22 protein-coding genes are annotated in these 25716 nt (G+C 73.5%); 16 read left to right on the top strand and 6 right to left on the bottom strand.

Annotated elements, in window-relative coordinates:
- Positions 1–43 precede the first annotated feature (43 nt).
- From ACZ3UD_RS15950 to ACZ3UD_RS15935, 4 genes are all read left to right on the top strand, one after another.
- A complete protein-coding gene (locus tag ACZ3UD_RS15950) occupies positions 44–1726 on the top strand; it encodes an ATP-binding protein (protein WP_465586913.1) in 1683 nt (560 codons plus the stop codon).
- Complete coding sequence (locus ACZ3UD_RS15945; protein WP_465586910.1) at positions 1723–2445, top strand: response regulator; 723 nt, start codon at positions 1723–1725, stop codon at positions 2443–2445. Before ACZ3UD_RS15950 ends, ACZ3UD_RS15945 begins: the two co-directional genes overlap by 4 nt.
- Positions 2446–2599: 154 nt before the next feature.
- Complete coding sequence (locus ACZ3UD_RS15940; RefSeq protein WP_465586908.1) at positions 2600–4000, top strand: diaminobutyrate--2-oxoglutarate transaminase; 1401 nt, start codon at positions 2600–2602, stop codon at positions 3998–4000.
- A complete protein-coding gene (locus ACZ3UD_RS15935; RefSeq protein ID WP_465586905.1) occupies positions 3997–5499 on the top strand; it encodes a pyridoxal phosphate-dependent decarboxylase family protein in 1503 nt (500 codons plus the stop codon). The genes ACZ3UD_RS15940 and ACZ3UD_RS15935 overlap by 4 nt, the downstream gene beginning before the upstream one ends.
- Positions 5500–5530: 31 nt before the next feature.
- Here the strand turns inward: ACZ3UD_RS15935 and ACZ3UD_RS15930 are convergent, their stop codons facing one another.
- Both ACZ3UD_RS15930 and ACZ3UD_RS15925 read right to left on the bottom strand, forming a co-directional pair.
- Positions 5531–6328 carry an inositol monophosphatase family protein gene (locus tag ACZ3UD_RS15930; protein WP_465587005.1) on the bottom strand — a complete coding sequence of 266 codons (798 nt, stop codon included), beginning with the start codon at positions 6326–6328 and terminating at the stop codon, positions 5531–5533.
- A gap of 132 nt (positions 6329–6460) precedes the next feature.
- The gene (locus ACZ3UD_RS15925; protein ID WP_465586902.1) at positions 6461–6784 is read right to left on the bottom strand and encodes a hypothetical protein; all 324 of its coding nucleotides are present in this window, start codon (positions 6782–6784) and stop codon (positions 6461–6463) included.
- A 124-nt stretch (positions 6785–6908) separates the two neighbouring features.
- On the opposite strand from ACZ3UD_RS15925, the gene ACZ3UD_RS15920 reads away from it, so the two are divergent.
- Positions 6909–7868: a (2Fe-2S)-binding protein gene (locus ACZ3UD_RS15920; protein WP_465586899.1), complete on the top strand. Its 960-nt coding sequence runs from the start codon at positions 6909–6911 to the stop codon at positions 7866–7868.
- A 36-nt stretch (positions 7869–7904) separates the two neighbouring features.
- Here the strand turns inward: ACZ3UD_RS15920 and ACZ3UD_RS15915 are convergent, their stop codons facing one another.
- On the bottom strand, positions 7905–8225 hold the full coding sequence (locus ACZ3UD_RS15915; protein ID WP_465586896.1) for a DUF6191 domain-containing protein: 321 nt from the start codon (positions 8223–8225) through the stop codon (positions 7905–7907).
- 116 nt (positions 8226–8341) lie between these two features.
- On the opposite strand from ACZ3UD_RS15915, the gene ACZ3UD_RS15910 reads away from it, so the two are divergent.
- The 4 genes from ACZ3UD_RS15910 (at position 8342) to ACZ3UD_RS15895 (ending at position 14427) form a co-directional block, all read left to right on the top strand.
- Positions 8342–9100, top strand: coding sequence for a dienelactone hydrolase family protein (locus ACZ3UD_RS15910; protein ID WP_465586893.1), 759 nt, complete (start codon positions 8342–8344; stop codon positions 9098–9100).
- Between the two features lie 208 nt (positions 9101–9308).
- Entirely contained in the window at positions 9309–10157 is an 849-nt protein-coding gene (locus ACZ3UD_RS15905) for an alpha/beta fold hydrolase (RefSeq protein ID WP_465586890.1), read from the top strand.
- Between the two features lie 114 nt (positions 10158–10271).
- The gene (locus ACZ3UD_RS15900) at positions 10272–12212 is read left to right on the top strand and encodes a serine/threonine-protein kinase (RefSeq protein ID WP_465586887.1); all 1941 of its coding nucleotides are present in this window, start codon (positions 10272–10274) and stop codon (positions 12210–12212) included.
- Between the two features lie 616 nt (positions 12213–12828).
- Positions 12829–14427 carry a M4 family metallopeptidase gene (locus tag ACZ3UD_RS15895; protein ID WP_465587002.1) on the top strand — a complete coding sequence of 533 codons (1599 nt, stop codon included), beginning with the start codon at positions 12829–12831 and terminating at the stop codon, positions 14425–14427.
- A gap of 247 nt (positions 14428–14674) precedes the next feature.
- On the opposite strand, the gene ACZ3UD_RS15890 is transcribed toward ACZ3UD_RS15895, so the two are convergent.
- Positions 14675–15079, bottom strand: coding sequence for a winged helix-turn-helix transcriptional regulator (locus ACZ3UD_RS15890; protein WP_465586884.1), 405 nt, complete (start codon positions 15077–15079; stop codon positions 14675–14677).
- Between the two features lie 120 nt (positions 15080–15199).
- Here ACZ3UD_RS15890 and ACZ3UD_RS15885 point away from each other — a divergent pair, with 120 nt between their 5' ends.
- Positions 15200–15865: an NADPH-dependent F420 reductase gene (locus tag ACZ3UD_RS15885; RefSeq protein WP_465586882.1), complete on the top strand. Its 666-nt coding sequence runs from the start codon at positions 15200–15202 to the stop codon at positions 15863–15865.
- Positions 15866–16014: 149 nt separating this feature from the next.
- Here the strand turns inward: ACZ3UD_RS15885 and ACZ3UD_RS15880 are convergent, their stop codons facing one another.
- Entirely contained in the window at positions 16015–16791 is a 777-nt protein-coding gene (locus ACZ3UD_RS15880) for a MerR family transcriptional regulator (protein ID WP_465586880.1), read from the bottom strand.
- 229 nt (positions 16792–17020) lie between these two features.
- Here ACZ3UD_RS15880 and ACZ3UD_RS15875 point away from each other — a divergent pair, with 229 nt between their 5' ends.
- The 3 genes from ACZ3UD_RS15875 to ACZ3UD_RS15865 are packed head-to-tail and all read left to right on the top strand — an operon-like array spanning position 17021 to position 20492.
- Complete coding sequence (locus ACZ3UD_RS15875) at positions 17021–18592, top strand: flavin-containing monooxygenase (protein ID WP_465586877.1); 1572 nt, start codon at positions 17021–17023, stop codon at positions 18590–18592.
- Entirely contained in the window at positions 18589–19590 is a 1002-nt protein-coding gene (locus ACZ3UD_RS15870; RefSeq protein ID WP_465586875.1) for an alpha/beta fold hydrolase, read from the top strand. Before ACZ3UD_RS15875 ends, ACZ3UD_RS15870 begins: the two co-directional genes overlap by 4 nt.
- Positions 19587–20492, top strand: a complete 906-nt coding sequence (locus tag ACZ3UD_RS15865) for an SDR family oxidoreductase (protein WP_465586873.1) — start codon at positions 19587–19589, stop codon at positions 20490–20492. The genes ACZ3UD_RS15870 and ACZ3UD_RS15865 overlap by 4 nt, the downstream gene beginning before the upstream one ends.
- 72 nt (positions 20493–20564) lie before the next feature.
- Here the strand turns inward: ACZ3UD_RS15865 and ACZ3UD_RS15860 are convergent, their stop codons facing one another.
- Positions 20565–21908: an aminotransferase-like domain-containing protein gene (locus ACZ3UD_RS15860; protein WP_465586870.1), complete on the bottom strand. Its 1344-nt coding sequence runs from the start codon at positions 21906–21908 to the stop codon at positions 20565–20567.
- Positions 21909–22001: 93 nt separating this feature from the next.
- On the opposite strand from ACZ3UD_RS15860, the gene ACZ3UD_RS15855 reads away from it, so the two are divergent.
- The 3 genes from ACZ3UD_RS15855 to ACZ3UD_RS15845 all read left to right on the top strand — a co-directional run bounded on the left by ACZ3UD_RS15855 (position 22002) and on the right by ACZ3UD_RS15845 (position 25701).
- On the top strand, positions 22002–22673 hold the full coding sequence (locus ACZ3UD_RS15855; RefSeq protein ID WP_465586867.1) for a LysE family translocator: 672 nt from the start codon (positions 22002–22004) through the stop codon (positions 22671–22673).
- A gap of 239 nt (positions 22674–22912) precedes the next feature.
- On the top strand, positions 22913–23686 hold the full coding sequence (locus tag ACZ3UD_RS15850; protein WP_465586864.1) for an SDR family NAD(P)-dependent oxidoreductase: 774 nt from the start codon (positions 22913–22915) through the stop codon (positions 23684–23686).
- A 179-nt stretch (positions 23687–23865) separates the two neighbouring features.
- Positions 23866–25701, top strand: coding sequence for an ABC transporter ATP-binding protein (locus tag ACZ3UD_RS15845; RefSeq protein WP_465586861.1), 1836 nt, complete (start codon positions 23866–23868; stop codon positions 25699–25701).
- Positions 25702–25716: the final 15 nt, after the last annotated feature.

Raw genomic sequence — 25716 nt, 5'->3', positions numbered from 1 at the left:
CGGCCCCTGGGGGGCCCGGAGGGCGTGGTGCACACTGGCAGGCATGTCCGTGCGCACCGCCCCCGCCCGCCCGCGCCGCCGGTGGCTCCCCCCGCCGGGCCGGCTGGTCCGCAGCCTGGCCGGGCAGCTGTTCGTCGTCCAGGTGGTCATCGTGGCCGCCGTGGTCGCGGGCGGCGCGGTACTCGCGTACCTGTTCACCGCCGAGCGCACCGAGGACGCGGCCCGCCGCGAGGTCACCTCGGTCGCCCATGCCGTCGCCGACTCGCCGGCCGTCCGGTCCGCCGTCGCCGGGTCCGACCCGACCGCGGTGCTCCAGCCGTACGTCGAGCAGGTGCGTCAGGACACCGGGGTCTCGTTCATCACCGTCATGGACACCGGCGGGGTGCGCTGGACCCACCCGCTGCCCGAGCAGATCGGCAAGCGCTACCTCGGGCACATCGACTGGGCACTCGCCGGCCAGACCCGCAGCGAGACCTACACCGGCACGCTCGGCCCGTCCGTGCGGGTGGTCACCCCGGTGTGGGACAGCCGGCACCGGGTGGTCGCGCTGGTCAGCGTCGGCCTGACGCTGGAGTCGATCTCGGCCCAGCTGAGCGGCCCGCTGCTGGCTCTGGTCGGGGTCGCGGTGGCCGCGCTCGCGCTCGGCGGAGTGGGTACCTACCTCGCCAACTCCCGGCTGCGGCGGCACACCCACGGCATGGGGCCGGACGAGCTCAGCCACCTCTACGAGTACCACCAGGCCACCCTGCACTCGGTGCGGGAAGGGTTGATCCTGCTCGACCGCTCGCACCGGGTGGTGCTGTGCAACGATGCCGCCCGCGAACTGCTCGGCCTGACCGGCGAGTTGGACGGACGGCCGGTGGCGGGGCTGGGCCTGCCCGAGGCGCTGGTGGCGGCCGTGCTCGGCGAGGCGCCGGTGCGGGACGAGGTGCACCTGACCGTCGAGCGGGTCGTGGTGCTCAACACCTCCGTCATCGGCACCGGCCTCGGCCGGGTGGTGACCCTCCGTGACCACACCGAACTGCAGTCACTCAGCGGTGAGTTGGACTCCGTGCGCGGCTTCACCGAGGCGCTCGGGGCGCAGGCGCACGAGGCCGCCAACCGGCTGCACGCGGTCGTCTCGCTGATCGAACTCGGCCGCCACGAACAGGCGGTGGAGTTCGCCACCGCCGAACTCGAACTCGCCCAGCAGCTCACCGACCGGGTGGTCGCGGCGGTCAGCGAGCCGGTACTGGCCGCGCTGCTGCTCGGCAAGGCGGCCCAAGCCGCCGAACGGGGCGTGGAGTTGACCCTCACCGAGGACAGCCGGATCGACGACGGGGTGCTCCCGCCCGGTCTCTCCGCCCGGGACCTGATCACCGTGCTCGGCAACCTGATCGACAACGCGGTGGACGCCGCGATCGCCGGGGCCGCACAGAGCCCGGCCTCGCCGGAGGTCACCGTCACCGCCCGGATCGACGGCGAGGACTCCCCGGACGCCTGTCTGCTGCTGCGGGTCGCCGACACCGGGGCGGGTATCGACCCGTCCGCCGTCCAGGACGTCTTCCGGCGCGGCTGGAGCACCAAGCAGGACGGCCGCGGGCACGGCCTCGGGCTGGCGTTGGTCGCCCAGGCCGCGCGGCGCAACGGCGGCACCGTCGAGGTCGGGCGGGAGCGCGGCGCGGTGCTCACCGTACGGCTGCCACTGGCCGGCCGGGCCCGGGAGCGGCAAGGGGCCCTGGCATGACGGCGACCGAAGGCGCCCGGGCGGGGATCTCCGTACTGGTGGTCGAGGACGACCCGGTGGCCGCCGCCGCGCACACCCTCTACGTCGAGCGCGAGCCCGGCTTCCATGCCGCCGGGACGGTGCACAGCTGCGCCGACGCGCTGCGCTTCCTGGAGAAGGCGCGCGCCGCCGGGACGCCCGTCGACCTCACCCTGCTCGACCTCTACCTGCCGGACGGCCACGGCCTCCGGCTGTGCCGTACGCTGCGCGCCGCCGGGCACGGCACCGACGTCATCGCCGTCACCTCGGCCCGCGACCTCGCCATGGTGCGGCAGGCGGTCTCGGCGGGGGTCGTGCAGTACCTGCTGAAACCGTTCAGCGCGGCGGCCCTGCACGACCGGCTGGAGCGCTACGCCCGCTACCGGGACAGCCTCGGGCGAGCGGGCGAGGCGACCGGGCAGGACGAGGTCGACCAGGCGTTCGCGCTGCTCCGCACGCCCGAGCGCAGCACCCTGCCCAAGGGGCTGAGCGCGCCCACCCTGGACACCGTCGCATCCGTCCTGCGCGAGGCCGCGACCGGGCTCTCGGCGGCCGCCGCGGGCGCGGCCGCCGGGGTCTCCCGGATCACCGCGCGGCGCTACCTCGAACACCTGGTGGACACCGGGCGGGCGGTGCGGGAGCCGCAGTACGGGAACGTCGGGCGGCCGGAGCTGTGCTACCGGTGGATGGGCCGGGCGTGACCCTTCGGCGCGGCGCTCGTTGGGCTGGTCGGGGGCGGCGGCAGTCACGCCGGGGGAGGTTCACCCGCTCGGGTGGTTCTGGGTGTCCCCGGGGTAGTTCACCAGGTCACGAGCGATAAGGTTAGGCTTACCTAACTTCTTCTGGGGGTTCGCCTTGTCGCTCGCCGCCGTACCCGCCCAGGCCGCCTCCGGGGCCACCGCCGCCGGGGCCCAGCCCACCGGTGAGGCCATCCTGCGCCGCCAGCGCGTCCGCGAGTCCGCCGCCCGGACGTACGCCCGCTCCTTCCCGATCGTCCCGGTCCGGGCCAACGGCATGACCGTCGAGGGCGCCGACGGGCGGCGCTACCTCGACTGCCTCTCCGGCGCCGGCACGCTCGCCCTCGGTCACAACCACCCCGTGGTGCTGGAGGCGATCCGCCGCACCCTCGACAGCGGCGCCCCGCTGCACCTGCTCGACCTCGCCACCGCCGAGAAGGACGACTTCACCAGCGCGCTGTTCGAGAGCCTGCCCACCGAGTTCGCCGCCCGCGCCCGGGTGCACTTCTGCGGACCGGCCGGGACGGACGCCGTCGAGGCCGCGCTCAAACTGATGCAGACCGCCACCGGCCGCCCCGGCGCCCTCGCCTTCACCGGTGCCTACCACGGCATGACCGCCGGAGCCCTCGCGCTCACCGGCAACGTCACCGTCAAGGAGCCGCTGCCGAGCGGCGGCGAAGTTGTCCGGCTGCCCTACCCGTACGGCTACCGCTGCCCGTTCGGGGTCGGCGGGGAGACGGGCACCGAACTCGCCGCGACCTATGTGGAACGGCTGCTGGACGACCCCTCGGGCGGGGTCGTGCCGCCCGCCGCGATGATCCTGGAGGCCGTCCAGGGCGAGGGCGGGGTCGTCCCCGCGCCCGACGGCTGGCTGCGCGAGATGCGCCGGATCACCGCCGAACGCGGCATCCCACTGATCGTCGACGAGGTGCAGACCGGCGTCGGGCGCACCGGCGCGATGTGGGCGGTCGAGCACAGCGGCATCGTCCCGGACGCCATGGTGCTCTCCAAGGCCATCGGCGGCAGCCTGCCGCTCGCCGTCGTCGTCTACCGCGAGGACTACGACGGCTGGCGGCCCGGCGCCCACACCGGCACCTTCCGCGGCAACACCCTTGCCATGGCCGCCGGGGCCGCCACCCTGCGGTACGTCGCCGAGCACGGGCTGGCCGAGCGGGCCGCCGTGGTCGGCGCGCGGATGGTCTCCCGGCTGCGGGAGCTCTCCGCCGAACTGCCGGTGATCGGCGATGTGCGCGGGCGCGGGCTGATGCTCGGCGTCGAGCTGGTCGACCCGGCGGCCGAGGCCGACGCCTGCGGGGCGCATCCGGCGGATCCGGCGCTCGCCGTGCGGGTACGGGAGGCGTGCCTGGCACGGGGCCTGATCGTGGAACTCGGCGGACGGCACGACGCGGTGCTGCGGCTGCTGCCCCCGCTCACCGTCACCGACGAGCAGGTGGCCGCGGTGCTCGACCGGCTGGCGGAGGCGATCGCGGCCGCCGCATCCCCCCGGGGTGGCGCGTGACCACCGGACCCGGCGCGGACCCCGAACTGCCGGGCGAGGACGTTTCGTTGGACGCGCTCGCGGGCGGGGCCGGCGGGCCAGGCGCGCTCGGGCCGCTGCTGGCCACCGTCCTCGACGCGCTCGACACCGGCACCGCGCTGCGCTCCGGCCCGCTGCCCGCGGGCAGCCCCGCCGAGATCGCCGCCCTGGTCGCCGACGGTCTGGCCGGGCCCGGCGGGCGCGGCGCACTGGCCCGGCTCACCGAACTGCTCGCCTACGGCGCCGCCGACCCGGCCGACCCCGCCTGCGCCGCCCACCTGCACTGCCCGCCGCTCGCCGTGGCCACCGCCGCCGACCTCGCCGTCAGTGCGCTCAACCCCTCGCAGGACTCCTGGGACCAGGCCCCCGCCGCGACGGCCCTCGAAACCGCGCTGCTCGCCGAACTCGCCGCGCTGGTCGGCTACGACCCGGCGCGCTCGGCGGGCGTCCTCACCTCGGGCGGCACCGAGTCCAACCTGATGGGGCTCATGCTGGCGCGCGACCAGAAGCTCGACGGCATCGTCGAGTTGGACGGTGTCCCGGCCGGCGTACGCCCCTGCATCCTCGCCTCCGAGGCCGCGCACTTCTCCGTCCAGCGCTCCGCCGCCCTGCTCGGGCTCGGCGAACGGGCCGTGGTCAGCGTCCCGGTCGACCGCCAACTCCGGATGCTGCCCGATGAGTTGGAACGCGCCCTGGCCGAGGCCAGCTGGGCCGGACGGACCCCGATCGCCGTCGTCGCCACCGCAGGCACCACCGACACCGGCGCGATCGACCCACTGGCCGCCGCCGCCGACCTGGCCGGCCGCTACGGCGCCTGGCTGCACGTCGACGCCGCGTACGGCGGCGGCGCGCTGCTCTCCGACCGGCTCGCCCCGCTGCTGAACGGCATCGCCCGTGCCGACTCGCTCTCCCTCGACTGGCACAAGCTCGGCTGGCAGCCGGCCGCCGCCGGGATCTTCCTGGTCCGCCGGGCGGAGACCTACGTGTCGCTCGCCCGGCGCGCCGAGTACCTCAACCCGGTGGACGACGAACAGGCCGGCTACCCCAGCCTGCTCGGCCGCTCGCTGCGCACCACACGTCGGGCCGACGCCTTCAAACTGGCCGTCACCCTGCGCGTCCTCGGCCGCGAGGGGCTCGGCCGGCTGGTGGACGCCTGCCACGAACTGGCGCTCGCCGCCGCCTCGGCGGTCCGCGCCGAGCCCTCGCTCGAACTCCACGCCGAGCCGGTGCTCACCGTGCTGCTGTTCCGCTACCGGCCGCCTGGGATGACGGACGAGGCGGCCGTCGACGAGCTGAACGGGCAGCTGCGCCGGCTGCTGCTGCGCACCGGGCGGGCGGTGGTCGGGCGCACCGAGCTGCCGGGCGAGGGGCCGGGGCGGCTGCGGCTGAAGCTCACCCTGCTCAACCCGCACACGACGGTGGGGGAGGTGGGCGCGCTGCTGCGGGAGGTGGTCGGCGCGGGGCGCAAGGTCGCGGGGTAGCGGGCGGGGTAGCGGGCCCGTCCCGGTGGGGTCAGTCGCTCAGCAGGATGCCGCGGGTGAGTTCCCAGGTGTGGGGGTCGGCGGCGACCAGGAGGCCGTCCTCGCAGCCGGGGGCCTCGGGGCGGTAGGGGCCGCCGTCCAGGCGGGCGGCGACGCCGCCGGCCTCGGTGAGCAGCAGGGAGCCGGGGGCGTGGTCCCAGGGGAGGGTGCGCCAGTAGAAGATGAAGTCGAACCGGCCCTCGGCGACGTCCGGGTACTCGACCCCGGCGGCGCTCCGGCCCGGGGAGATCTCGCCGAAGGCCGAGCAGTTGGCTTCCAGGTGGCGGCGCCGCTCCGGATCGAGGAAGCGGCTCTTCAGGACACCGGCCAGCTTGGCGGTGTCGGCCGGTGCCGGAGTGCGGGTCAGGCGTTCGCCGTCGCGCCAGGCACCGGCGCCGAGTTCGGCGCGGTAGGCGGTGGCGGTGGCGGGCTGCCAGATCCAGGAGGCGACGGCCAGGCCGGAGCGGACGAGGGAGCACATCACGGCGTAGTCGGGGCAGCCGGCGACGAAGTTGGAGGTGCCGTCCACCGGGTCGACGAGCCAGACGGCGGGCTCGTCGTGGATGGCCTGGGCGAGCGAGGGGTCGGCGGCGACCGCCTCCTCGCCGACGACCGGGACGGGGAGCAGCTCGCTCAGGCGGCGGGCGATGATCGCCTCGGCCTCGCGGTCGGCGATCGTGACGACCTCGCCGGGCGCCTTCTCCATCACCTCGCCGGCGGCCAGTGCCCGGAAGCGTGGCTCCACCGCCTCGGCCGACGCCTCGGCGAGTATCTCCGCCACCTTGTCCATCAGCACGTTCGCGCTCCCTTCGCTGCTTACCACTGTCGCACGAGTGGGCGGAGGGGGGATGCGGCGGACGGGGGCGGCGAACAGCTGACGGAGTTCAGATGACAGATGTTGAAATCTGTCATCTGAACTCTGTCAGCCGTCAGCCGTCATCTGCTCGGCGACCGACAGCTGCTCCGCCGCCGCCAGCCCGCTGGCCAGATGGGCGTGCACCCCGCGCAGGCGCAGCCGGCGTCCAAGCGGTCCGCCGCCGGTGAGCAGCCGGACGCACTCCTCCACCCGGTCCGGGTCGAGCCCGAACGGCGTCGGGCGTCCGCCCATCGCGAGCGGCACCGCGGCCAGGGCGTCGGTGACCACCGGCAGGTTGACCCGGAGCGGCACGTCCACGACCGTCTCCGGCCGGTCGGCGAGCACGGCGGCGAGCCGGTGCAGCTCCTGCTCGCTACCTAACTTCGTCAAGGTCGAGTCGCCTGCCCGGGTGGACCGCTCGACCGTGACGCGAGGTGGTCGGGTGGGCCCACTGAGGCGATGTAAGGTGAGGCTCACCTTAATCGATCTTTCGAAATCGATCTCGGGAGTGCCGATGGTTCCCGGAACACCCCTGCCCGTACTCGCTCAGGCGCGGCCCTCCGCCCTGGTCGGAGACTACGAGCGGCTGCGCGAGCTCTGCCCGGTGCTGGAGCTGCGCCTACTCGCCCCCGTCGAGCCCGACCCCTCGGCCGCCGACGGCTGGTACTCCGGGGCCCAACTCGCCACCGACGAACGGGCGCTGGCCGCCGTTCTGGCCGGAGCGGAGGACCGCATCGCCGCCGAGCACGGCCGCGCCCCCCGCCCGCACGTCACCGCCTCCCGGCTGCTCCACCACTACGTCTGGTCGGCCTGCCTGCTCATCGCCGGCCCCTGGCACCTCGCCCGGCGGGTCCCCGCCGTCGACCCCGCCGACCTCTGGCTGCACGCCCCCACCGGCCGGCTCGCGCTGCGCCCGGGCGGACATGTCGGCCTCGCGGGAGGCCTCGTAGGAGACCTCCGCGCAAACCTCTTTGGAGACCTCCCCGGCGACCTCCCCGGCGACGATGAACTGCGCGCCGAACTGCGAGCCGCCGTGGTCGCCCACCTCGAACCGGTGCTCGCCGCCTTCGCCGGACCGACCCGCCGCCGCGACCGCGCGCTCTGGGGCATGGTCACCGACGACCTCGCCTCGGCCGTCTGGTACCTCGGCCGGATGCTCGGCGCCCGGGACACCACCGCCGGGGACGCCACCGCCCGCGACGCGACTGCCCGGGACACGACCGCCCGCGACGCGACCGCCCGGGACGCGACCGCGGAGGACGACGCCGTCGTCGCCGCCGGGGCCCTGCTGCCCGGCAGCACCCTGCCGCTCCCGGGCGCCGCCGACTTCCGTCGGCTGCGCACCCCCGACGGCCGCGAACACCACACCCGAACCCGGCTCGGCTGCTGCCTCTACTACGCGGTCAAGCCCGAGGCCGTCGCCTGCCTGACCTGCCCGCGCACCAGCGACGAGGAGCGGCTGCGCCGGCTCTGACGGTCCGTCCGCGGGCCCGCAGCCAGGTGTGCGGCCCTACCGCCCGTCCCCTTCGTCGCCCTTGGCGCGAGGCAGCACCGCCACACCCCGCTCCAGGTCCACCCCGAAGTGCGGCGGCGCCCCCGCCTCCGCGTCGTCCCGGAGCGCCAGCTGCTCCCGCCGCTGCTCGATCTGTATCCGCTTGCCCGGGCTGAACAGCGCGTGCAGCTCCTCCAGGCCACCGCCGCCGCCCACCCCCACCCCGGGCGCGCGCGGCCGACGGCGCCGCGAGGACTCGTCCCACATCTGACAGGCCGAGAGCACCACCAGCCCGACCGTCACGGCCACCACGCACGCCACGCTCACGATCCACCCCATGCCCCCTCAACGCCGCACCGCCGTACGGGCGTTCCCGAGCGGCCGGCCGGGCGACGTCGGCCTCCCGAAGGGCGCACCGGATACGCTGCCCGCGAACCCTAAGGAGAGCCCTCACCATGACCGTGCGCGGAACCCTCGTGGACATCCCGACGGCGGACGGCACCGCCGACGCCTACCTCGCCCACCCCGACGACGACCGGCCCCACCCCGGAGTCCTGCTCCACATGGACGCCTTCGGGCTCCGCCCGCACCTGAAGGGCATGGCCGACCGGCTCGCCGCGGCCGGGTACACCGTCCTCCTCCCCAACGCCTTCTACCGCAACGGCCGCGCGCCACTGGTCGAGCTGCCGGAGCTGATCGACATCGAGCAGTGCGACGAGATCTTCGACCAGATCGTCCCACTGCTGGCCACCCTCACCCCGGAGGCGACCGCCCGCGACGCCGACGCCTTCCTGCGCTGGTTCGCCGAGTCCCCGCTGGTCCAGGACGGCCCGATCGGCCTCACCGGCTACTGTCGCGGCGCCCTGCTGGCGCTGCGCACGGCCGCCAGCCACCCGGACCGGATCGCCGTCGCGGCCGGTTTCCACGGCGGCAACCTCGCCACCGAGCGCCCGGACAGTCCCCACCTGGGCGCCCACCGGATCACCGCCGAGCTGTACTTCGGCCACGCCGACCAGGACGAGTCGCTGCCGCCCGAGCAGATCTCCCGGCTCGACCAGGCCCTCACCGCCGCCGGGGTGCGCCACACGACGGAGGTCTACGCGGGCGCCCCGCACGGCTACACCCAGGCCGACACCACCCGCTACGACGCGGCCGCCGACGCCCGGCACTGGAAGGCGCTGCTCTCCCTGCTGAAGCGCACCCTGCCCGCCTGACGTCCGCCGGTTTGTTGGTCCTCCGTTCGCCCGTCGTCCAGGTGGGGTTTGGATGCCGGTGCCATCGGGCAGCCAGCGTCGGGTTCCCGCCATGCGACGGCGGGAGCGACACCGACGGATCCAGGGGGAACCGAACGTGCAGACCAAGTGGCAAACGCCAGCCGGGCCGGGGGGCCTGCGGGACGTCCAGGAAGCCATCGTCCGAGCCATGGCCGAGCGCACCCCGGTCGAACTGCGGCCGGGCGAACTCGACCGCGACGGACGGGCGTTGCGCTGGGTGGAAGCCGGTACGGGCGCCGGCGCGCCGGTGGTGCTGATCGCCGGCTGCGGCACCTCCTCGCTCACCTGGGCCCCGGTGCTGCCCGAACTCGCCGAGCACGTCCGGGTCGTCGCGTACGACCGGCCCGGGCTCGGCGCCAGCGAGCCCGACCGCGCCCTCGGCCTGACCCTGGAGGCGCAGACCGGGGACCTGGCCGCCCTGGTGCGGCACCTGGACGCCGGACCGGCCGTGCTGGTCGGGCACAGCTGGGGCGGTCAGCTGGCCCAACTCCTCGCCTGGCAGCGGCCGGAGCTGGTGGCCGGCCTGGTACTGGTGGACCCGGCCCACGAAGAGTTCCGGCCGCCGGCCATCGGCGCCGCCGAGGCGGTGCTGAACCGGCTCTGGCTGCTCCGGGCGGCGCTCATCCCCGCCGGGCCGGGCGGCGAGGGCGCGCTCGCCCGGGCCGAGGCGGCCGTCGTCGCCCACCCGCACCAGCGGCGCACCGTCCTCGCCGAGAACCGGCTGACCGGTCTCGCCGCCCCCGAGCTGCGCCGACGGCGCTCCGCCGGACGGCTGCCCGAGGTGCCGGTGGCCGTGCTGAGCGCGACCGAGGGGCTGCCCCGCGCCCTGCGCGCCCGCTGGACCGCCCTGCAGTCCCGAATCGCGGCTAATGCCGTCCGGGGCAGCCACATCGTGGTGCGCGGCGCCGGGCACGCCGTCCACGCCGACAAACCGCGCGCCGTCACCGCGGCCGTCCTGGAGGTGTCCGACCACGCCCGAAACATCCGGTACGCCTGATAGATCTGTCCAATCTTCGTACGTGCAGCGCCTGCTGGGCCCGCGGCACCCTCTGGCACACTGTGTGCCGACGACCCGTTGGGGCGGGTCACGACACCTGGGGGGACAGTGCCGATGATTGGCGCGGGCACCGTGCTCGGCGGTCGGTACACGCTCGTCGAGAAGCTCGGCGGCGGGGGCATGGGCGCGGTCTGGCGGGCCGACGACCAGGTCCTGGCACGGCAGGTCGCGATCAAGATCCTGCGCGCCGAGCTGTTCGAGGACGGCACCGCCGTCCAACGCTTCCGCCGGGAGGCCCAGCTGGTCGCCGCGATCGACCACCCGGGCATCGTGGGCGTCCACGACTACGGGGAGAGCGACGGGGACGGCGACGAGCGCTGCGCCTACATCGTGATGGACCTGATCGAGGGCCGCCCGCTCAACCAGGCGCTCACGGAGAGCGGGCCGATGGGCGCCGAGCGCGCCCTCGGCCTGCTCGCCGACGCCCTGGACGCGCTGCACGCCGCCCACCGGCGGGGGATCGTGCACCGGGACGTCAAGCCCTCCAACCTGATGCTGCGCGACGACGACCGGGTGGTGATCACCGACTTCGGCATCGCCCGCGCGATCGCCAGCACCAAGCTCACCGCCCCGTACGCGATCATCGGCACGGCGGCGTACATGTCCCCCGAACAGGCGGCGTCGGCCGTCACCGGGCCGGCCTCGGACCTCTACTCGATCGGCGTGGTCTGCTACGAGCTGCTGGTCGGTCAGGTGCCGTACCTGGGCGAGGGGCCGCTGCAGGTCGCGCTCAAGCACGTCAACCAGCCGGTGCCCGAGCTGCCGGAGACCTTCCCGTCGGCCGTGCGGGAGCTGGTCGCCACCGCGCTGGCCAAGAACCCCGAGGACCGGTACGCGAGCGCCGCCGAGATGGCGGCCGCGGCCCGGGCGGCGATCGGCGCGCCCGCGGCGCCGTGGAAGGCGGCGGACAGCGGGACGATCGACCTGCGGGCGGCGCGGGCCGGGGCCGCGGTCGCCGGGGCGGATCAGGTGGTGAAGGTCGATCCGCAGGCGGAGACCGAACCGGGCAAGCGCCGTTCGCGGCGCACCCTGCTGGTGCCGATCATCATTCCGGTCGTCATCTCGATGGGCACGGCGACCGCCCTGCTGATCGACCGCGGCCCCGGCGCCTCCAACACGGCCGTGCCGCCCGCCGCCCAGCCGACCGTGGTGGTGACCGTCCCAGCGGCCCAGACCACCACTTCTCCCGCGGCCGGCACCACCGCGCCCGCCACCCCGCAGCCGACCGACACCCCGTCTGCCACCCCGGCCGCCGACCAGCCGCCGCCCGGTGGACAGCCGAACGTTCCCGTCCCGGCCCCGGCCCAGGGTGGGAACGGCGGCGCGGTGAGCGGGGGAGGGGGCGTCCAGCCGGGCCGGGGCGGCGGCGGGGGCGCCAACTCCGCTGCAGGCGGCTCCAACTCCGGCTCCGGCGGCGGTTCGGCGTCCGGCGGCTCCTCGGGTGGCCAGGTCAACCCGCCCGCCGGCTCCGGCAACGGGGGAGGCAACGGGGGAGGCCCGGCCAACCCGCCCGCCGATCCCAAGCCGCAACCAGGGAGCCAGACCACCAGCGGCGGCAATCCGCCCGCCCCGCAGACCCCGACCCGGCCCGCGTCCTGCGGCGGCCGCGACTGGAGCACCATCGTCAGCGCCAAGGACGGCCGCCCGATCGGGCTGCGCAACGACAGCCTGAGCGGCGACAACCCGATCGTGCTCGGCGGCGCCGCGCAGTACGGCTGGGTGCGCTCCACCGACCCCGGCACCTGGATCGTGTTCAACGCCTGCAACAACGGTGGTCCGATGCTCGTCCAGACCACGGACGGCAAGGTGGTGCTGAACAACGGGTTCAGCTTCCTCACCAGGTGGACGGTCCGCAACGGCAGTTCAGCGGGCTCGTACACCCTGGGCGACTACATGAACCAGGCCTGCATGACCAACAACGGCCCGGGCAACGAGATCACCATGGTCGCCTGCACGCCCGACAACCCGGCGCAGGAGTGGCGGTTCCAGCAGTGACGCAGGACCGCGCCGTCGTGCGCCAACTGCGGTACACCGTACGGTAGTCGGGCGATTACTCGGCTTTCGTCTGAGGGGTGGGGCCCGCACTAGCAGGCGCCCGCTTGCCGGGGCAAGGGGCACCGGTGGCGAGACCTCGCCACCCGGCGGTCAAGGATGTGTATGGAAACATCTACACACCTGTAAAAAGTGAACGATTGGTGATCGAAAATGATCACTTTGCTCGCGCCTGACGATTGATTGGCTTTCGGTGCAGGCGGTCGGCCGTTGTTCGGGTCGGAACCCATCACTCAGTGGGGCGAGTTGCCCCGATTTGACTGCCACTTGACCTGCTTTACCAACTGGCGGGACCTGGCCAATAGTTGAGTCAGACCTGTCATTTCACCTGCTGGATTGTCATGCTTCTGGTCATCCCCCAGCGGTAGCCCCCACCCCCACCCCTCGGTGGCGAGCCGCTCGACCGCACGGGGTTTCAGCACGTCAGCGCCCGTTCCGCCCCACAGGTGCCGACCCCGGCCCCCGGGACGCGGTGCGACCGCGCCCACACGCGGTTTCCCGGAAGGACTCGTACGTGAACCGAAAGCTCGCAGCTGTCGCCGTTCTGTCGGCCACGGCCATGCTGACCGGTGTGATCCAGGTGAGCACCTCCGTCGCCCAGGCGTCGCCGGCTGCCCCGTCGCTCCAGGCCCAGGCTGCCCAGCAGCACGCCGCCGTCCTCGCGGTGGCGAACGGCCAGTCCGGCCCGATCGCCAAGGCGCTCGCGCTCGGCGACCAGGAGAAGCTGGTCGCGAAGGACGCCATCGTCGACAAGGACGGCACCCGGCACCTGCGCTTCGAGCGCACTTACGCCGGCCTGCCGGTGATCGGCGGCGACCTGATCGTCCACCAGAAGGCCGACGGTGCCGTGAAGTCGGTGAACAAGGCGGTCTCCGCCCAGATCGCGCTGCCGAGCCTGACCCCGCAGATCCCCGCGGACAAGGCCGCCGACCAGGCCACCGGCGCGGTCAGGGCCACCGTCGGCGTCACCGTCGACTCCGACGAGGCCCCGATCTCCGACGTCCACCAGACCGGCAAGCCCGAGCTGGTCGTCTGGGCCACCGACGGCCACCCGCGCCTGGCGTACCGGACCACGGTCGAGGGCATGCGCTCGGACGGCACCCCGAGCAGCCAGATCCTGATCACCGACGCCGCCAGCGGTCAGGTCCTCTCCACGCACGAGAAGATCGAGACCGCGGCCGGCACCGGCAACGGCGTCTTCGTCGGCCAGGTCCAGCTCAACACCAACCAGAACGGCTCGCAGTTCGAGCTCAAGGACACCAGCCGCGGCGGCCAGTCCACCACCGACATGAGCAACGGGACCACGGGCAGCGGCTCGTTGTTCGCCAACACCAGCAACAGCTTCGGTGACGGTACCGCGTCCAACCGTGAATCCGCCGCTGTGGACGCCCAGTTCGGTGCCGCCACCACCTGGGACTTCTACAAGAACACCTTCAGCCGCAACGGCATCCGCAACGACGGCGTCGGCGCCCTCAGCCGGGTGCACTACGGCTCCAACTACGTGAACGCGTTCTGGAGCGACGACTGCTTCTGCATGTCGTACGGTGACGGCAACGGCGACGCCGCCCCGCTGACCGAGATCGACGTGGCCGGCCACGAGATGACCCACGGCGTCACCGCCGCGACGGCCAACCTGAACTACTCGGGTGAGTCCGGCGGCCTCAACGAGGCCACCTCGGACATCATGGGCACCATGGTCGAGTGGTACGCCAACCTGCCCTCGAACCCGCCGAACTACTGGATCGGCGAGCTGATCAACCTGCGCGGCGACGGCAGCCCGCTGCGCTACATGGACCAGCCGAGCAAGGACGGCCAGTCCGCCGACAACTGGGACCCGAACGTCGGCAACCTGGACGTGCACTACTCGTCCGGTGTGGCGAACCACTTCTTCTACCTGCTGTCCGAGGGCAGCGGCGCGAAGACGATCAACGGGTTCGACTACAACAGCCCGACGGCCGACGGTTCGACGCTCGCGGGCATCGGCCGGGACAAGGCCGCGCAGATCTGGTACCGCGCGCTGACCACGTACTTCACGTCCACCACGGACTACGCGGGCGCGCGTGCGGCGACCCTCAGCGCGGCCTCGGACCTGTACGGCGCGAACAGCACGGAGTACAACGCGGTCGCGGCCACCTGGACCGCGGTCAACGTCAACTAGCTCGGGCCTGACCCGGGTCGGGCCTGAGTTGGGCAGGACCGGCCCGGGACACGTCCGAGCGGCCCGGTCGCGGGTGGGTGCCTGCCGGCCGGGTTGACGGCGGGGGCGACGGTGTGCGGACCACCGTCGTCCCCGCCGTCGCGTCTTCAGGTGCTCAGGTACAGGCCTTCGCGGCGGGGACGTCCGCCACGAAGAGCGTGATGACTTCCAGTTCGTCCAGTTCCGTGTCCATGGGTGTGTCAGTGCGTCAGCTCGTCGCGCCGGTGTGTCGCTCCTGGGCGGCGAGGACGGCGTCGCCGTGGTCGGCGGCCCAGGCGCCGAGGGCGCGGATCGGGCCGATCAGGGCGGCGCCCGCCTCGGTGAGCGTGTAGTCGACGCGGGGCGGGGCCTCCGCGTAACGGCGGTGCTCCACCAGACCGTTGTACTCCAGCCGGCGCAGCGTCTCGTTGAGCACCTTGGGGCTGATCCCGCCGATCCGGTCGAGCAGGGCCCGGGGGCGCGTCGGCCCGCGCTCACCGAGGACGTACACCACCACGCTGTCCCAGCGATTGGCGATCACCTCGAAGGCCAGCCGCGCTCGGCAGTCCGCGGCGAACACGCCGCCGCCGAGGTCGTCGACCGCCCCGTCCCCGGTATCCCCTTCGCTCCTCATGTGCTCATCCTGCCCGACCCGTTGCGTACCGCGCGGTGTGCATCGGCCCGGCTAGCGTCCGGGCAGGGCGGTGCGCGGAGGCGGCCGCCGGTGACGGGTAGGGCGAGCGAGGAGTGGACCATGCGGATCGGCATTCTCGGTACGGGCGCCATGGCGACGGCGCTGGGCGGGGCCTGGGTGCGGGCCGGACACGAGGTTCTGGTGGGCGGGCGGGACGCGGTGGTGGCTCGGCACGTCGCTGCTTCGATCGGGGCGTCGGGCGGTGGCGGGCCTGCGGAGGCGGCGCGGTTCGGGCAGGCCGTGCTGGTCGCGGTGCCGGCGGAGGCGACGGTGTCGGTGGTCGCGCCGCTGGCGGGCGAACTGGCCGGACGGACTCTGCTGGACTGCACGGTGCCGATGGCCCCCGGAGCGTACGGGCCGGCGCTGACCACGGCGGGGGCCGGCGACTCGGTGGCCCGGCGGCTGGCCGCGGTGGCGCCGGACGCCCGGGTGGCCAAGGTCTTCGGGATCTGCCACGAGAGCATCTGGACGATGCCGCGGCCGGGCTTCGAGGGTGTGCCACTCGGCGTTCCGTACTGCGCGGACGGTCCGGAGGCCGGTGCGGTGGTGGCCGGGCTGGTGGCCTCGATGGGGTGTACGCCGGTGGACTGCGGCGGGTTGGACCGGGCCGGACTGCTGGAGGCGGCGGCCGTGTTCGCGGTCGGCGTCTGGTGGGCCGGCGGCGAGGTGCGGCACGTCTTCCCGTCGCCGGCTCTGGCGCCGGGGGCGCTGGACGATGCCGAGTAGTGGCAGGCAGGCAGGCGGCCGGGGCGGGCGACAGCGAGCGGTTGGCGGCGCACAGCTAACAGCAAACAGCAAACAGCTATCAGCAAACAGCTAACAGATGACAGCGAACAGCTAGGGGCGCGGGCATCTCTGCCCGTCCGGCAGGCCCGTTACGCCTCGGAGCCGTACTCCCGTCGCTGGCGCAGCAGTTCGGCGTACTCGGCCCGCACCCGGCGGTCCATCGCGAGCGTGAACTGCGCGTCGGCGACGGTACGGGCGAGCGGCCGGACCCGCAGGATGCGCTCGGTGAGCCGGGCCGCCTCGCCGGGCGCCAGTGGTGTCTCGCCGGAGAGCGCGCTGAGCAGGTGGTCGCTGACCACCTCGATGAAGATCTCGGCGATGGCGTCGATGTGCTCCTGGGTGCGCCGGCTGGCGTCCAGTACCGCCGAGAGCGGCACGCCCTCGGCGACCAGTTCGGTGGTGGCGTCCATCAGTCGACGGCTGACGTGGGTGATCCCGCCCTCCTCGACCGTGATGTAGCCCTGGGCGATGGACTCGGCGGTGTTCTCCTCGGTGAGCTGGTCCCCGAAGGCGGCCTTCAGCTCGTCCCAGTCCAGCCGCACCGGGGTCTCGTCCGACCAGGGCGCGACGATCGCCGCCTCCAGCCCGATCAGCTCCGCGACGTCCTGCCCGCTCTCCCCGGCGCCGATCAGTTCGGCGATCCCGCCCAGGGTGTGGCCGCGGTCGAGCAGTTCGCCGATCATCCGCAGCCGGGCCAGGTGCTCCTCGCCGTACCAGGCGATCCGGCCCTCCTTGCGGGGCGGTTGGAGCAGTTTGCGCTCGCGGTAGAAGCGCAGGGTGCGGGTGGTGATCCCGGCCGCCTCGGCCAGTTCCTCCACCCGGTACTCGCGCTTTTTGTCGTCCGCAGCAGCTCTGACCTTGTCCACGGCGATCAGCATAGGTCCGTGGCGTCGGCTGGGGTGCCTTCGGGAACTTCCGGTGAATCGGGGCCGTCGTGCTTCTTCCATCCGGTGTCAGCAAGGACTACCCTGCCAACCGTGCCAGTGATTACTGGCGCGATTGGCAGGGTCCCGGAGGTGAGCCCCCGGGAGGTTCCGGGGCGGACGGCCCCGGGAAAGCGCGACGATCACCGCCCCACCCCCAGGAGGTTGCCGCATGGCATCCAGCAGCAAACGCCCCCGCTCCGGCACGTCCGCAGCGACCGACACCACTGCTGCGCGGGAGACCGTCCCGCACGTCCGGGTGGCGGTGATCGGCTCCGGATTCGGCGGCCTCGGTGCCGCGGTCCGGCTGCGCCGCGCCGGGATCACCGATTTCGTCATCCTGGAGCGCGCGGACTCCGTCGGCGGCACCTGGCGTGACAACAGCTACCCCGGCTGCGCCTGCGACGTGCCCTCGCACCTCTACTCCTTCTCCTTCGCGCCCAACCCCGACTGGCCGCGCAGCTTCTCCGGCCAGCCGGACATCCGCGTCTACCTGGAGAAGGTCGCCACCGTCTTCGGCCTCCGCCCGCACCTGCGCTTCAACACCGAGGTGATGGAGGCGCGTTGGGAGAGCGAGCAGACCCGCTGGCGGATCACCACCTCGGCCGGGCAGTGGACCGCCGACGCCGTCGTCTCCGCCGCCGGACCGCTCGCCGACCCGCGGATCCCCGACCTGCCCGGCCTCAGCGGCTTCCCCGGCAAGGTGTTCCACTCCTCCCGCTGGGACCACGACTACGACCTGACCGGCAAGCGCGTCGCGATGGTCGGCACCGGCGCCTCGGCCGCCCAGATCATCCCGTCGATCCAGCCCGAGGTCGGCAGGCTCACCGTCTTCCAGCGCACCCCGGCCTGGGTGCTGCCGCGCCGGGACCGGGAGATCAGCCAGCTGGAGAAGTGGCTGCACGGCCGCCTGCCGGTCACCGCCAAGATCCGCCGGGGCACGCTCTTCGCCCTGCGCGAGCTCCAGGTGGACGCCTTCGTGCGCCGCCCCGGACTGCTGCGCGTGGTCCAGCAGCTCGCCGAACGCCACATCGCCCAGGGCGTCGCCGACCCGGCGCTGCGCGCCAGGCTCACCCCGGACTACCGGATCGGCTGCAAGCGCATCCTGCTGAGCAACACCTACTACCCGGCGCTCGCCGCCGCCAACACCGAGGTCGTCTCCTCCGGCCTGCGCGAAGTGCGCGGCTCCACCCTGGTGGCCGCCGACGGCAGCGAGCACGAGGTGGACACGATCGTCTTCGGCACCGGGTTCCACGTCACCGACATGCCCATCGGCTCCCGCGTGTTCGGCGTGAACGGGACCAGCCTCGCGGAGGAGTGGAAGGACGGCATGGAGGCGCTGCGCGGCTCCACCGTGCGCGGCTTCCCCAACCTGTTCTTCGTGATCGGCCCCAACACCGGTCTCGGCAACAGCTCGATGATCCTCATGATCGAGTCCCAACTGAACTACCTGATCGATGCGTTGACCACGCTCAAGTCGGTCGGCGCCACCGCGATGCAGCCCACCGTCCGGGCCCAGCGGCAGTGGAACCTCGAACTGCAGCACCGGATGGACCGCACGGTCTGGACCACCGGCGGTTGCCGCAGCTGGTACCTGGACCCGAGCGGCAAGAACACCGTGCTCTGGCCCGGCTCTACGACGTCCTTCCGCCGCGCCACCCGCAAGGTCGACCTCGGCGAGTACGAGCTGATCATGCGCGCCGCGCCCGCCGACGCCCTGACCGCCCAGGAGGTTTCCGCATGAGCTCCGTCGAGTTGCCCGCCGAGTACGTGCCGCCCGTGCCCGTCGAGGAGCTGAGCGTCCGCTCGGCCGACGGCATCCGGCTGCACGTCGAGGTGCACGGCCAGCCGGGCGCGCCCACCGTGGTGCTCGCCCACGGCTGGACCTGCTCGACCGCCTTCTGGGCCCCGGTGATCCGCGAACTCTCGGGCCGCTACCGGGTGGTGGCCTACGACCAACGCGGCCACGGGCGCAGCGAGATCCCGCCGAGCCGGGTCCGCTACTCCACCCGGGCGCTCGCCGAGGACCTCGCCGCTGTGCTCGCGCGGGCCGTTCCGGCGGGGCAGCGGGCGGTGGTGGCCGGGCACAGCATGGGCGGGATGACCATCATGGCCGCCGGCGGTCGCCCCGACGTCGCCGAGCGCACCGCCGCCAACGTGCTGATCTCCACCGGCCCGGCCGAACTGGTCGCCGAACTCACCGTCCTGCCGGGGGCCGTACGCTCCCCGGGCCTGCGGCGCTTCCTGCACCGGCGGCTGCTGCTCTCCCGGATGCCGCTCGGACCGGTCACGCCGGTCAGCCGCGCCGCGCTCAAGTACGCCACCATGGGGCCGGGTTCGCCGGCCGGGCAGGCCGAGGCGACGGCCCGGATCGTGCACGCCTGCCCGACCACGGTCCGCGCCAACTGGGCCGGGGTACTCGGCCGGCTGGACGTGCGCGCCGGGCTCGGCCGGGTCGCCGCGCCCACCGCCGTGGTGGTCGGCACCGCGGACCGGCTGACCCCGCCGGTGCACGCCCATCGGATGATCGCCGAACTCGCCGACCCTCAGGGGCTGTTGCTGCTTCCCGGGGTCGGGCACATGTCGCCGCTGGAGCGGCCGGTGGAGGTCGCCGCCGAGATCCACCGGATGGCCGCCGCACATCTGGCCGCCGAGGCCCCCGCTGCTGTTTCCGCTGCCGTTGCCACCGCTGCTTCCGGTACTTCGGCCGCTTCCGCCGCTGAGAGGAGCACCGTCGCATGAACGCCATTCCGCCGTTGTCCGCGCAGGTCGTGGTGGTCACCGGAGCCGCCCGCGGGGTCGGCGCCTCGCTGGCCCGCAAGCTCGCCCGGCGCGGCGCCAAGGTCGCGCTGCTCGGGCTGGAGCCGGAGGAGCTGAAGGCCGTCGCGGCGCAGTGCGGCCCGGCTGCCACCTCGTGGGAGGTGGACGTCACCGATCTGGAGGCGCTCAACGACGCCGCCCGCCGGATCAAGGAGCACTACGGGCGGATCGACACCGTGGTGGCCAACGCCGGTATCGCCATCGGCGGACCGCTGGCCGACAGCGACCACCGGGCCTTCAGTCGGGTCATCGAGGTCAACCTGCTCGGCAGCGTCGCCACCGCGCGGGCCTTCCTGCCTGCGCTGACCGAGAGCCGCGGCTACCTGTTGCAGATCGCCTCGCTCGCCGCGCTGACGCCCGCGCCGCTGATGAGCGCGTACTGCGCCAGCAAGTCCGGGGTGGAGGCCTTCGCCCACTCGCTCCGCGCCGAGGTCGCCTACCAGGGAGTCAAGGTGGGTGTGGGGTATTTGAGTTGGACCGATACCGACATGGTGCGCGGCGCCGACCAGGACGCCGTGCTGAAGCAGATGCGCGGCCAACTGCCGTGGCCGGTCAACAAGACGTACCCGCTGGAGCCCGCGGTGGACCGGATCGTCGCCGGGATCGCCCGCCGCTCCGCCCACGTCTACGCCCAGGCCTGGCTGCGCGGCATGCAGCCGGTGCGCTGGCTGCTGCCGAGCCTGATCGCGGTGGTCGGCTCCCGCGACGTGGCCAAGCTCGCCCCGCAGCTCGCCGCCACCGCCGCCTCCCGCCTGCGCGCCGTCGGGGCCGGCGGCGCCGCGGACACGGCGGCGCGGGGGAACCGGGCGCGGGCGGACGGTTGACCGCTGACGGCTGACGGATAACAGGTGACAGCCGACAGATTTCAAAATCTGTCGGCTGTTACCTGTTACCTGTCATCTGTCATCTGCCATCTGTCGTCCGTTCGCCGCAATCCCCGCCATCACCCCCAACGCCCGCGCCAGCACCGGCAGCGGCGGCGAGGCCAGCCCGACCCGGACCGCCGACGGCGTGCTCCGCGGGTCGACCGCGAACGCGGCCGCGGGCGTCACCGAGATCCCGGCCCTCGCCGCCGCTGCGACGAAGGTCTCCGCCCGCCAGGCCCCGGGCAGCTCCCACCACAGGTAGTACGAGCACGGGTCCGCCCGCAGCCTCTGCCCCGCGAGCACCTCCCGCGCCAGCTCCTGCCGCGCGGCCGCGTCCGCGCGCTTCGCCGCCTCGACCGCCGTCAGCGTCCCGTCCCCGATCCACCGCACCGCCGCCTCCAGCGCGAAGCCGCTCGGCGTCCAGCCGCCCGTCCGCAACGCGCCCGCCACCCGCTCGCGCAGCCCGTCTGGGACGACCGCGAACCCGCTGGTCAGTCCCGGAGCGAGCCGCTTTGACAGGCTGTCGACCAGGACGGTCCGCTCCGGAGCCAGCGCGGCGAGCGGCGCCAGCTCGGGCCGCAGGAAGGACCAGATCGAGTCCTCCACCACCGGCAGGTCCAGCCGGCGCAGCTCCCCGGCCAGCGTGACCGCCCGCTCGTGCGGCAGGCTCGCCCCGGTCGGGTTCTGCAGCCGCGGCTGGACGTACACCGCGCGCAGCGGCGTCGTACGGTGGGCGGCTGCCACGGCGTCGGGCAGCAGCCCGTGCTCGTCCACCGCCAGCGGTACCAGCCGGATGCCCAGCCGCTCCGCCACCGCCTTGACCACCGGATAGGTCAGCGCCTCCACGCCCAGCCGCTGCCCCGGCGGCACCAGGGCGGACAGCGCCCCCGCTATGACCTGCCGCCCGTTGCCCGCGAACAGCAGGTGCTCCGGGTCAACCTCCCGGGCGCCCGACGTCAGCAGCCCCGCGAAGGCCCGCCGCGCCGCGCCCGTCCCGGCCGCGCCGACCGGCCGCAGCGCCTCGCCCAGCGCGTCCACCCGCAGCAGCGGCGCCAGCCCCTCGGCCAGCAGCTCGGTCTGCCCGGGCGCGGTGGGGTAGTTGAGTTCCAGGTCGACGGGCGCGGCGGCGGGCTCGGCGAGCGCGACCCGTCCGCCGTCCGCACCCCGCCCGGCCCGTACGAAGGTGCCCCGGCCGACCTCCCCGACGGTCAGCCCGCGCCGGACCAGCTCGCGGTAGACCCGGGTCGCCGTCGAGTTGGCGATGCCGCGGTCGCGGGCGAAGGCGCGCTGGGTGGCCAGCTGCTGGCCGGGCCGCAGCCGTCCGTCCGCGATCTCGGCGGCGATCCCGTCCGCGATCAGGCGGTAGTCGTCCATCGGCGTCCAGCCCTTCGTTCCAGGGCGCGGCACATTGCACCGAGCGCAAAGTCATCATTGCATCGAGGTCGCTCCGCACCCTAGCCTCCTCCCATGAGCGAGTTGGACGCGTTGATATCCGCCGTGGACGGCCACGCGGTGCTCGGGATCGCCGCCGTGGCGCTGGGCATGGTGCTGTCGCCGGGGCCGAACATGATCTACCTGGTCTCGCGCTCGATCGCGCAGGGCCGCCGCGCCGGGCTGGTGTCGCTGGCCGGCGTCGCGACCGGCTTCCTGGTCTACCTGGTCGCGGTGACGGCCGGGGTGGCCGCTGTCTTCTCGGTGGTGCCCGCGCTGTACACCGCGATCAAGCTGGCCGGCGCCGGCTACCTGCTCTGGCTGGCCTGGAAAGCGGTCAAGCCGGGCGGCACGGCGGTCTTCGCCCCGCAGCAGCTGCCCCCGGACCCGCCGCGCCGCCTGTTCGCGATGGGCTTCCTGACCTGCCTGCTCAACCCCAAGATCGCCATCATGTACATCTCGCTGCTGCCCCAGTTCGTGGCGCCCGAGCGCGGCCACGTGGCGCTGCAGAGCCTGGTGCTGGGCCTGACCCAGATCGCGATCGCCATCACCGTCAACGGCCTGATCGCGATGAGCGCGGGCAGCATCGCCGACTTCCTCAACCGCCGTCCGACCTGGCTGCGGGTCCAGCGCTACGCCATGGGCACCGTCCTCGGCGGCCTCGCCGTCCACATCGCCGCCGACCGCGCCAAGGCCGTCGCGGCCTGACCGTCAGGCTCGCGAGTGTCTCGGCCCCGGCGAGCGCCGCGCTGCGCGCCGCCGGAGCGCTTTCGGCCCGGAGCCGAGTGATCATCAGATGCGCCTCCTCGCCTGGATTTCATCACCCGGTCGGGCGAAGTCACTGTCCGGCGCCGCGGGTGCGACCGACTGCCTGCATCCGCGGCCCGCCGAGCAGGGCCGTTGCCCTGGGTGTGGGATCGGCTGCGGCGAGTCGGTACGGTCGGGGTATGACAACAGCCTTGATCACCGGCGCGACAGCCGGCATCGGAGCCGCCTTCGCCCGCCGGCTCGCCCGCAGCGGCTACCGGCTCGTCCTGGTGGCCCGGGACGCCGAGCGACTGGAGCGCGCGAGCGCCGACCTGCACGCCGAGTACGGCATTGAGGCGGAGGTGCTGCGCGCCGACCTCGCGACCGACGAGGGCATCGCCGCCGTCGAGGCCCGGCTCGGCGATGCCGCGCGTCCGGTCGACCTGCTGATCAACAACGCCGGATTCGGCAACAAGGGCGCCTTCGGGACCGTCCCGCTCCAGGCCGAACTGGACATGGTGAAGGTGCACATCGAGGCGATCCTGCGGCTGACCACGGCGGCCCTGCCGGGGATGCGCGAGCGCGGCCGGGGCGCGATCGTCAACGTCGCCTCGGTGGCGGCCTTCCTGCCGCGCGGCACGTACGGGGCGAGCAAGGCGTGGGTGGTGAGCTTCACCCAGGGCGTGCTGCGCGACCTCGGCGGTACGGGCGTGCGGATGATGGCGCTGTGCCCGGGCTTCACCCGGACCGAGTTCCACGAGCGGGCCGGCATGGGCACCGGCAACATCCCGTCCTGGTCCTGGCTCTCGGCCGAGCGGGTGGTGGAGGAGGCGATGCGCGACCTGGCGCGCGGCAAGTCGTTGTCCGTGCCGGGCAAGCGCTACAAGGTGGCGGTGGCCATCGCCAGGATGCTGCCCTCCGGCAAGCTCGGCGGCCTGTCCTCGAAGGCGGCGCGCATCTACCGGACGAACTGAGGCGCGCGGCGGTCGGGCGGGGTGCGGCGGCGGGTCGACGGGCCGGGAATAGAGCCAGCCTCACTATTAGCTTGCCTAACTATGAGCTACTCTCGCTATGCTGGCATCCACCGCCCGCCATGCCCGCAGTCATGCCCGCCGCCGCGCCCGTCGCGCGTCCGACCCAGGGAGGCCCGTCCTTGAGACCCGCCACCATCGACTGGACCCCGCCCGAGCGCGCCGAGGGCGAGTCCCGCCCGCCCGCCGAGTGGCGGCGGATCCTCGCGCTGTTCCGCCCGTACCGCGGCCGCCTCGCCGCCGTCGGGCTGCTGGTGGCCGCCTCCGCCGTGGTCTCCGTCGTCTCGCCGTTCCTGCTCAAGGCCGTCCTGGACACCGCCATCCCGCAGGGCCGCACCGGGCTGCTCAGCCTGCTCGCGCTCGGGATGATCCTCACGGCCGTCGTGAACAGCATCTTCAACGTGCTGCAGACCCTGATCTCCACCACCGTCGGCCAACGCGTCATGCACGACCTGCGCACCTCCGTCTACGGCCACCTGCAGCGGCAGTCGCTCGCCTTCTTCACCCGCACCCGCACCGGCGAGGTGCAGTCCCGGATCGCCAACGACATCGGCGGCATGCAGTCCACGGTGACCTCCACCGCGACCAGCCTGGTCTCCAACCTCACCGCGGTGATCGCCTCGATCGTTGCCATGGTCGCCCTGGACTGGCGGCTGACCGTCGTCTCGCTGCTCCTGCTCCCGCTGTTCGTCTGGATCAGCCGGCGGGTCGGCCAGGAGCGCAAGAAGATCACCACCGAGCGGCAGAAGCAGCTGGCCGCGATGAGCTCGGCGGTCCAGGAGTCGCTGTCGGTCAGCGGCATCCTGCTCGGCCGCACCATGGGCCGTTCCGACTCGCTCGCCCGGGAGTTCACCGGGCAGTCCGACCAGCTCGCCGACCTGGAGGTGCGGGCCAGCATGGCCGGGCGCTGGCGGATGAACACCATCCAGATCGTGATGGCCGCGATGCCCGCGCTGATCTACTGGGCGGCCGGACTGACCTCCGCCGCCGGTGCGCCGATCGTCTCGGTCGGCACCCTGGTCGCCTTCGTCACCCTCCAGCAGGGCCTGTTCCGCCCGACCGTCAGCCTGCTCTCCACCAGCGTGGACGTGCAGACCTCGCTCGCGCTCTTCCAGCGCATCTTCGAATACCTCGACCTGCCGGTGGAGATCGACGAGCCGGCGCACCCGGTCACCCTGACCGACATCCGCGGCGAGGTCCGCTTCGAGGCCGTCGACTTCCGCTACGACCCCGGGCAGGAGCGCCCGACCCTGGACGGCGTCGAGCTCAAGGTCCCGGCCGGAAGCTCACTGGCCGTGGTCGGCGAGACCGGCTCGGGCAAGACCACCCTCAGCTATCTCGTGCCGCGGCTGTACGACGTCACCGGCGGCCGGGTCACCCTGGACGGCGTGGACGTGCGCGAGCTGTCCTTCGACACCCTGGCCCGCGCGGTCGGCGTGGTCTCCCAGGAGACCTACCTCTTCCACGCCTCGGTCGCCGAGAACCTGCGCTTCGCCAAGCCCGGTGCCAGCGACGCCGAACTGGTCGAGGCCGCCCGGGCCGCGCAGATCCACGAGACCATCGCCGCCCTCCCGGACGGCTACGACACCCTGGTCGGTGAACGCGGCTACCGCTTCTCCGGCGGCGAGAAGCAGCGCCTCGCGCTCGCCCGCACCATCCTGCGCAACCCGCCGGTGCTGATCCTGGACGAGGCCACCAGCGCGCTCGACAACCGCACCGAACGTGCCGTCCAGCAGGCCGTCGACACCCTGGCCGCCGGCCGCACCACCATCACCATCGCGCACCGGCTCTCCACCGTCCGTTCCGCCGACCAGATCGCCGTGCTCGACCACGGCGAGGTGGTCGAACTCGGCAGCCACGAGGAGCTGGTGGAGCTGGACGGCCGGTACGCGGCGCTGCTGCGCCGGGAGGCGCCGGAGGCGGCGGCCCTGTCGGACGCCGCCCTCGGGCACGCGTGAGGCGAGTTGGCGGCG

This window comes from Kitasatospora sp. NPDC023118, from assembly GCF_055560875.1.
This window is presented reverse-complemented; position numbering and strand designations above follow the sequence as displayed.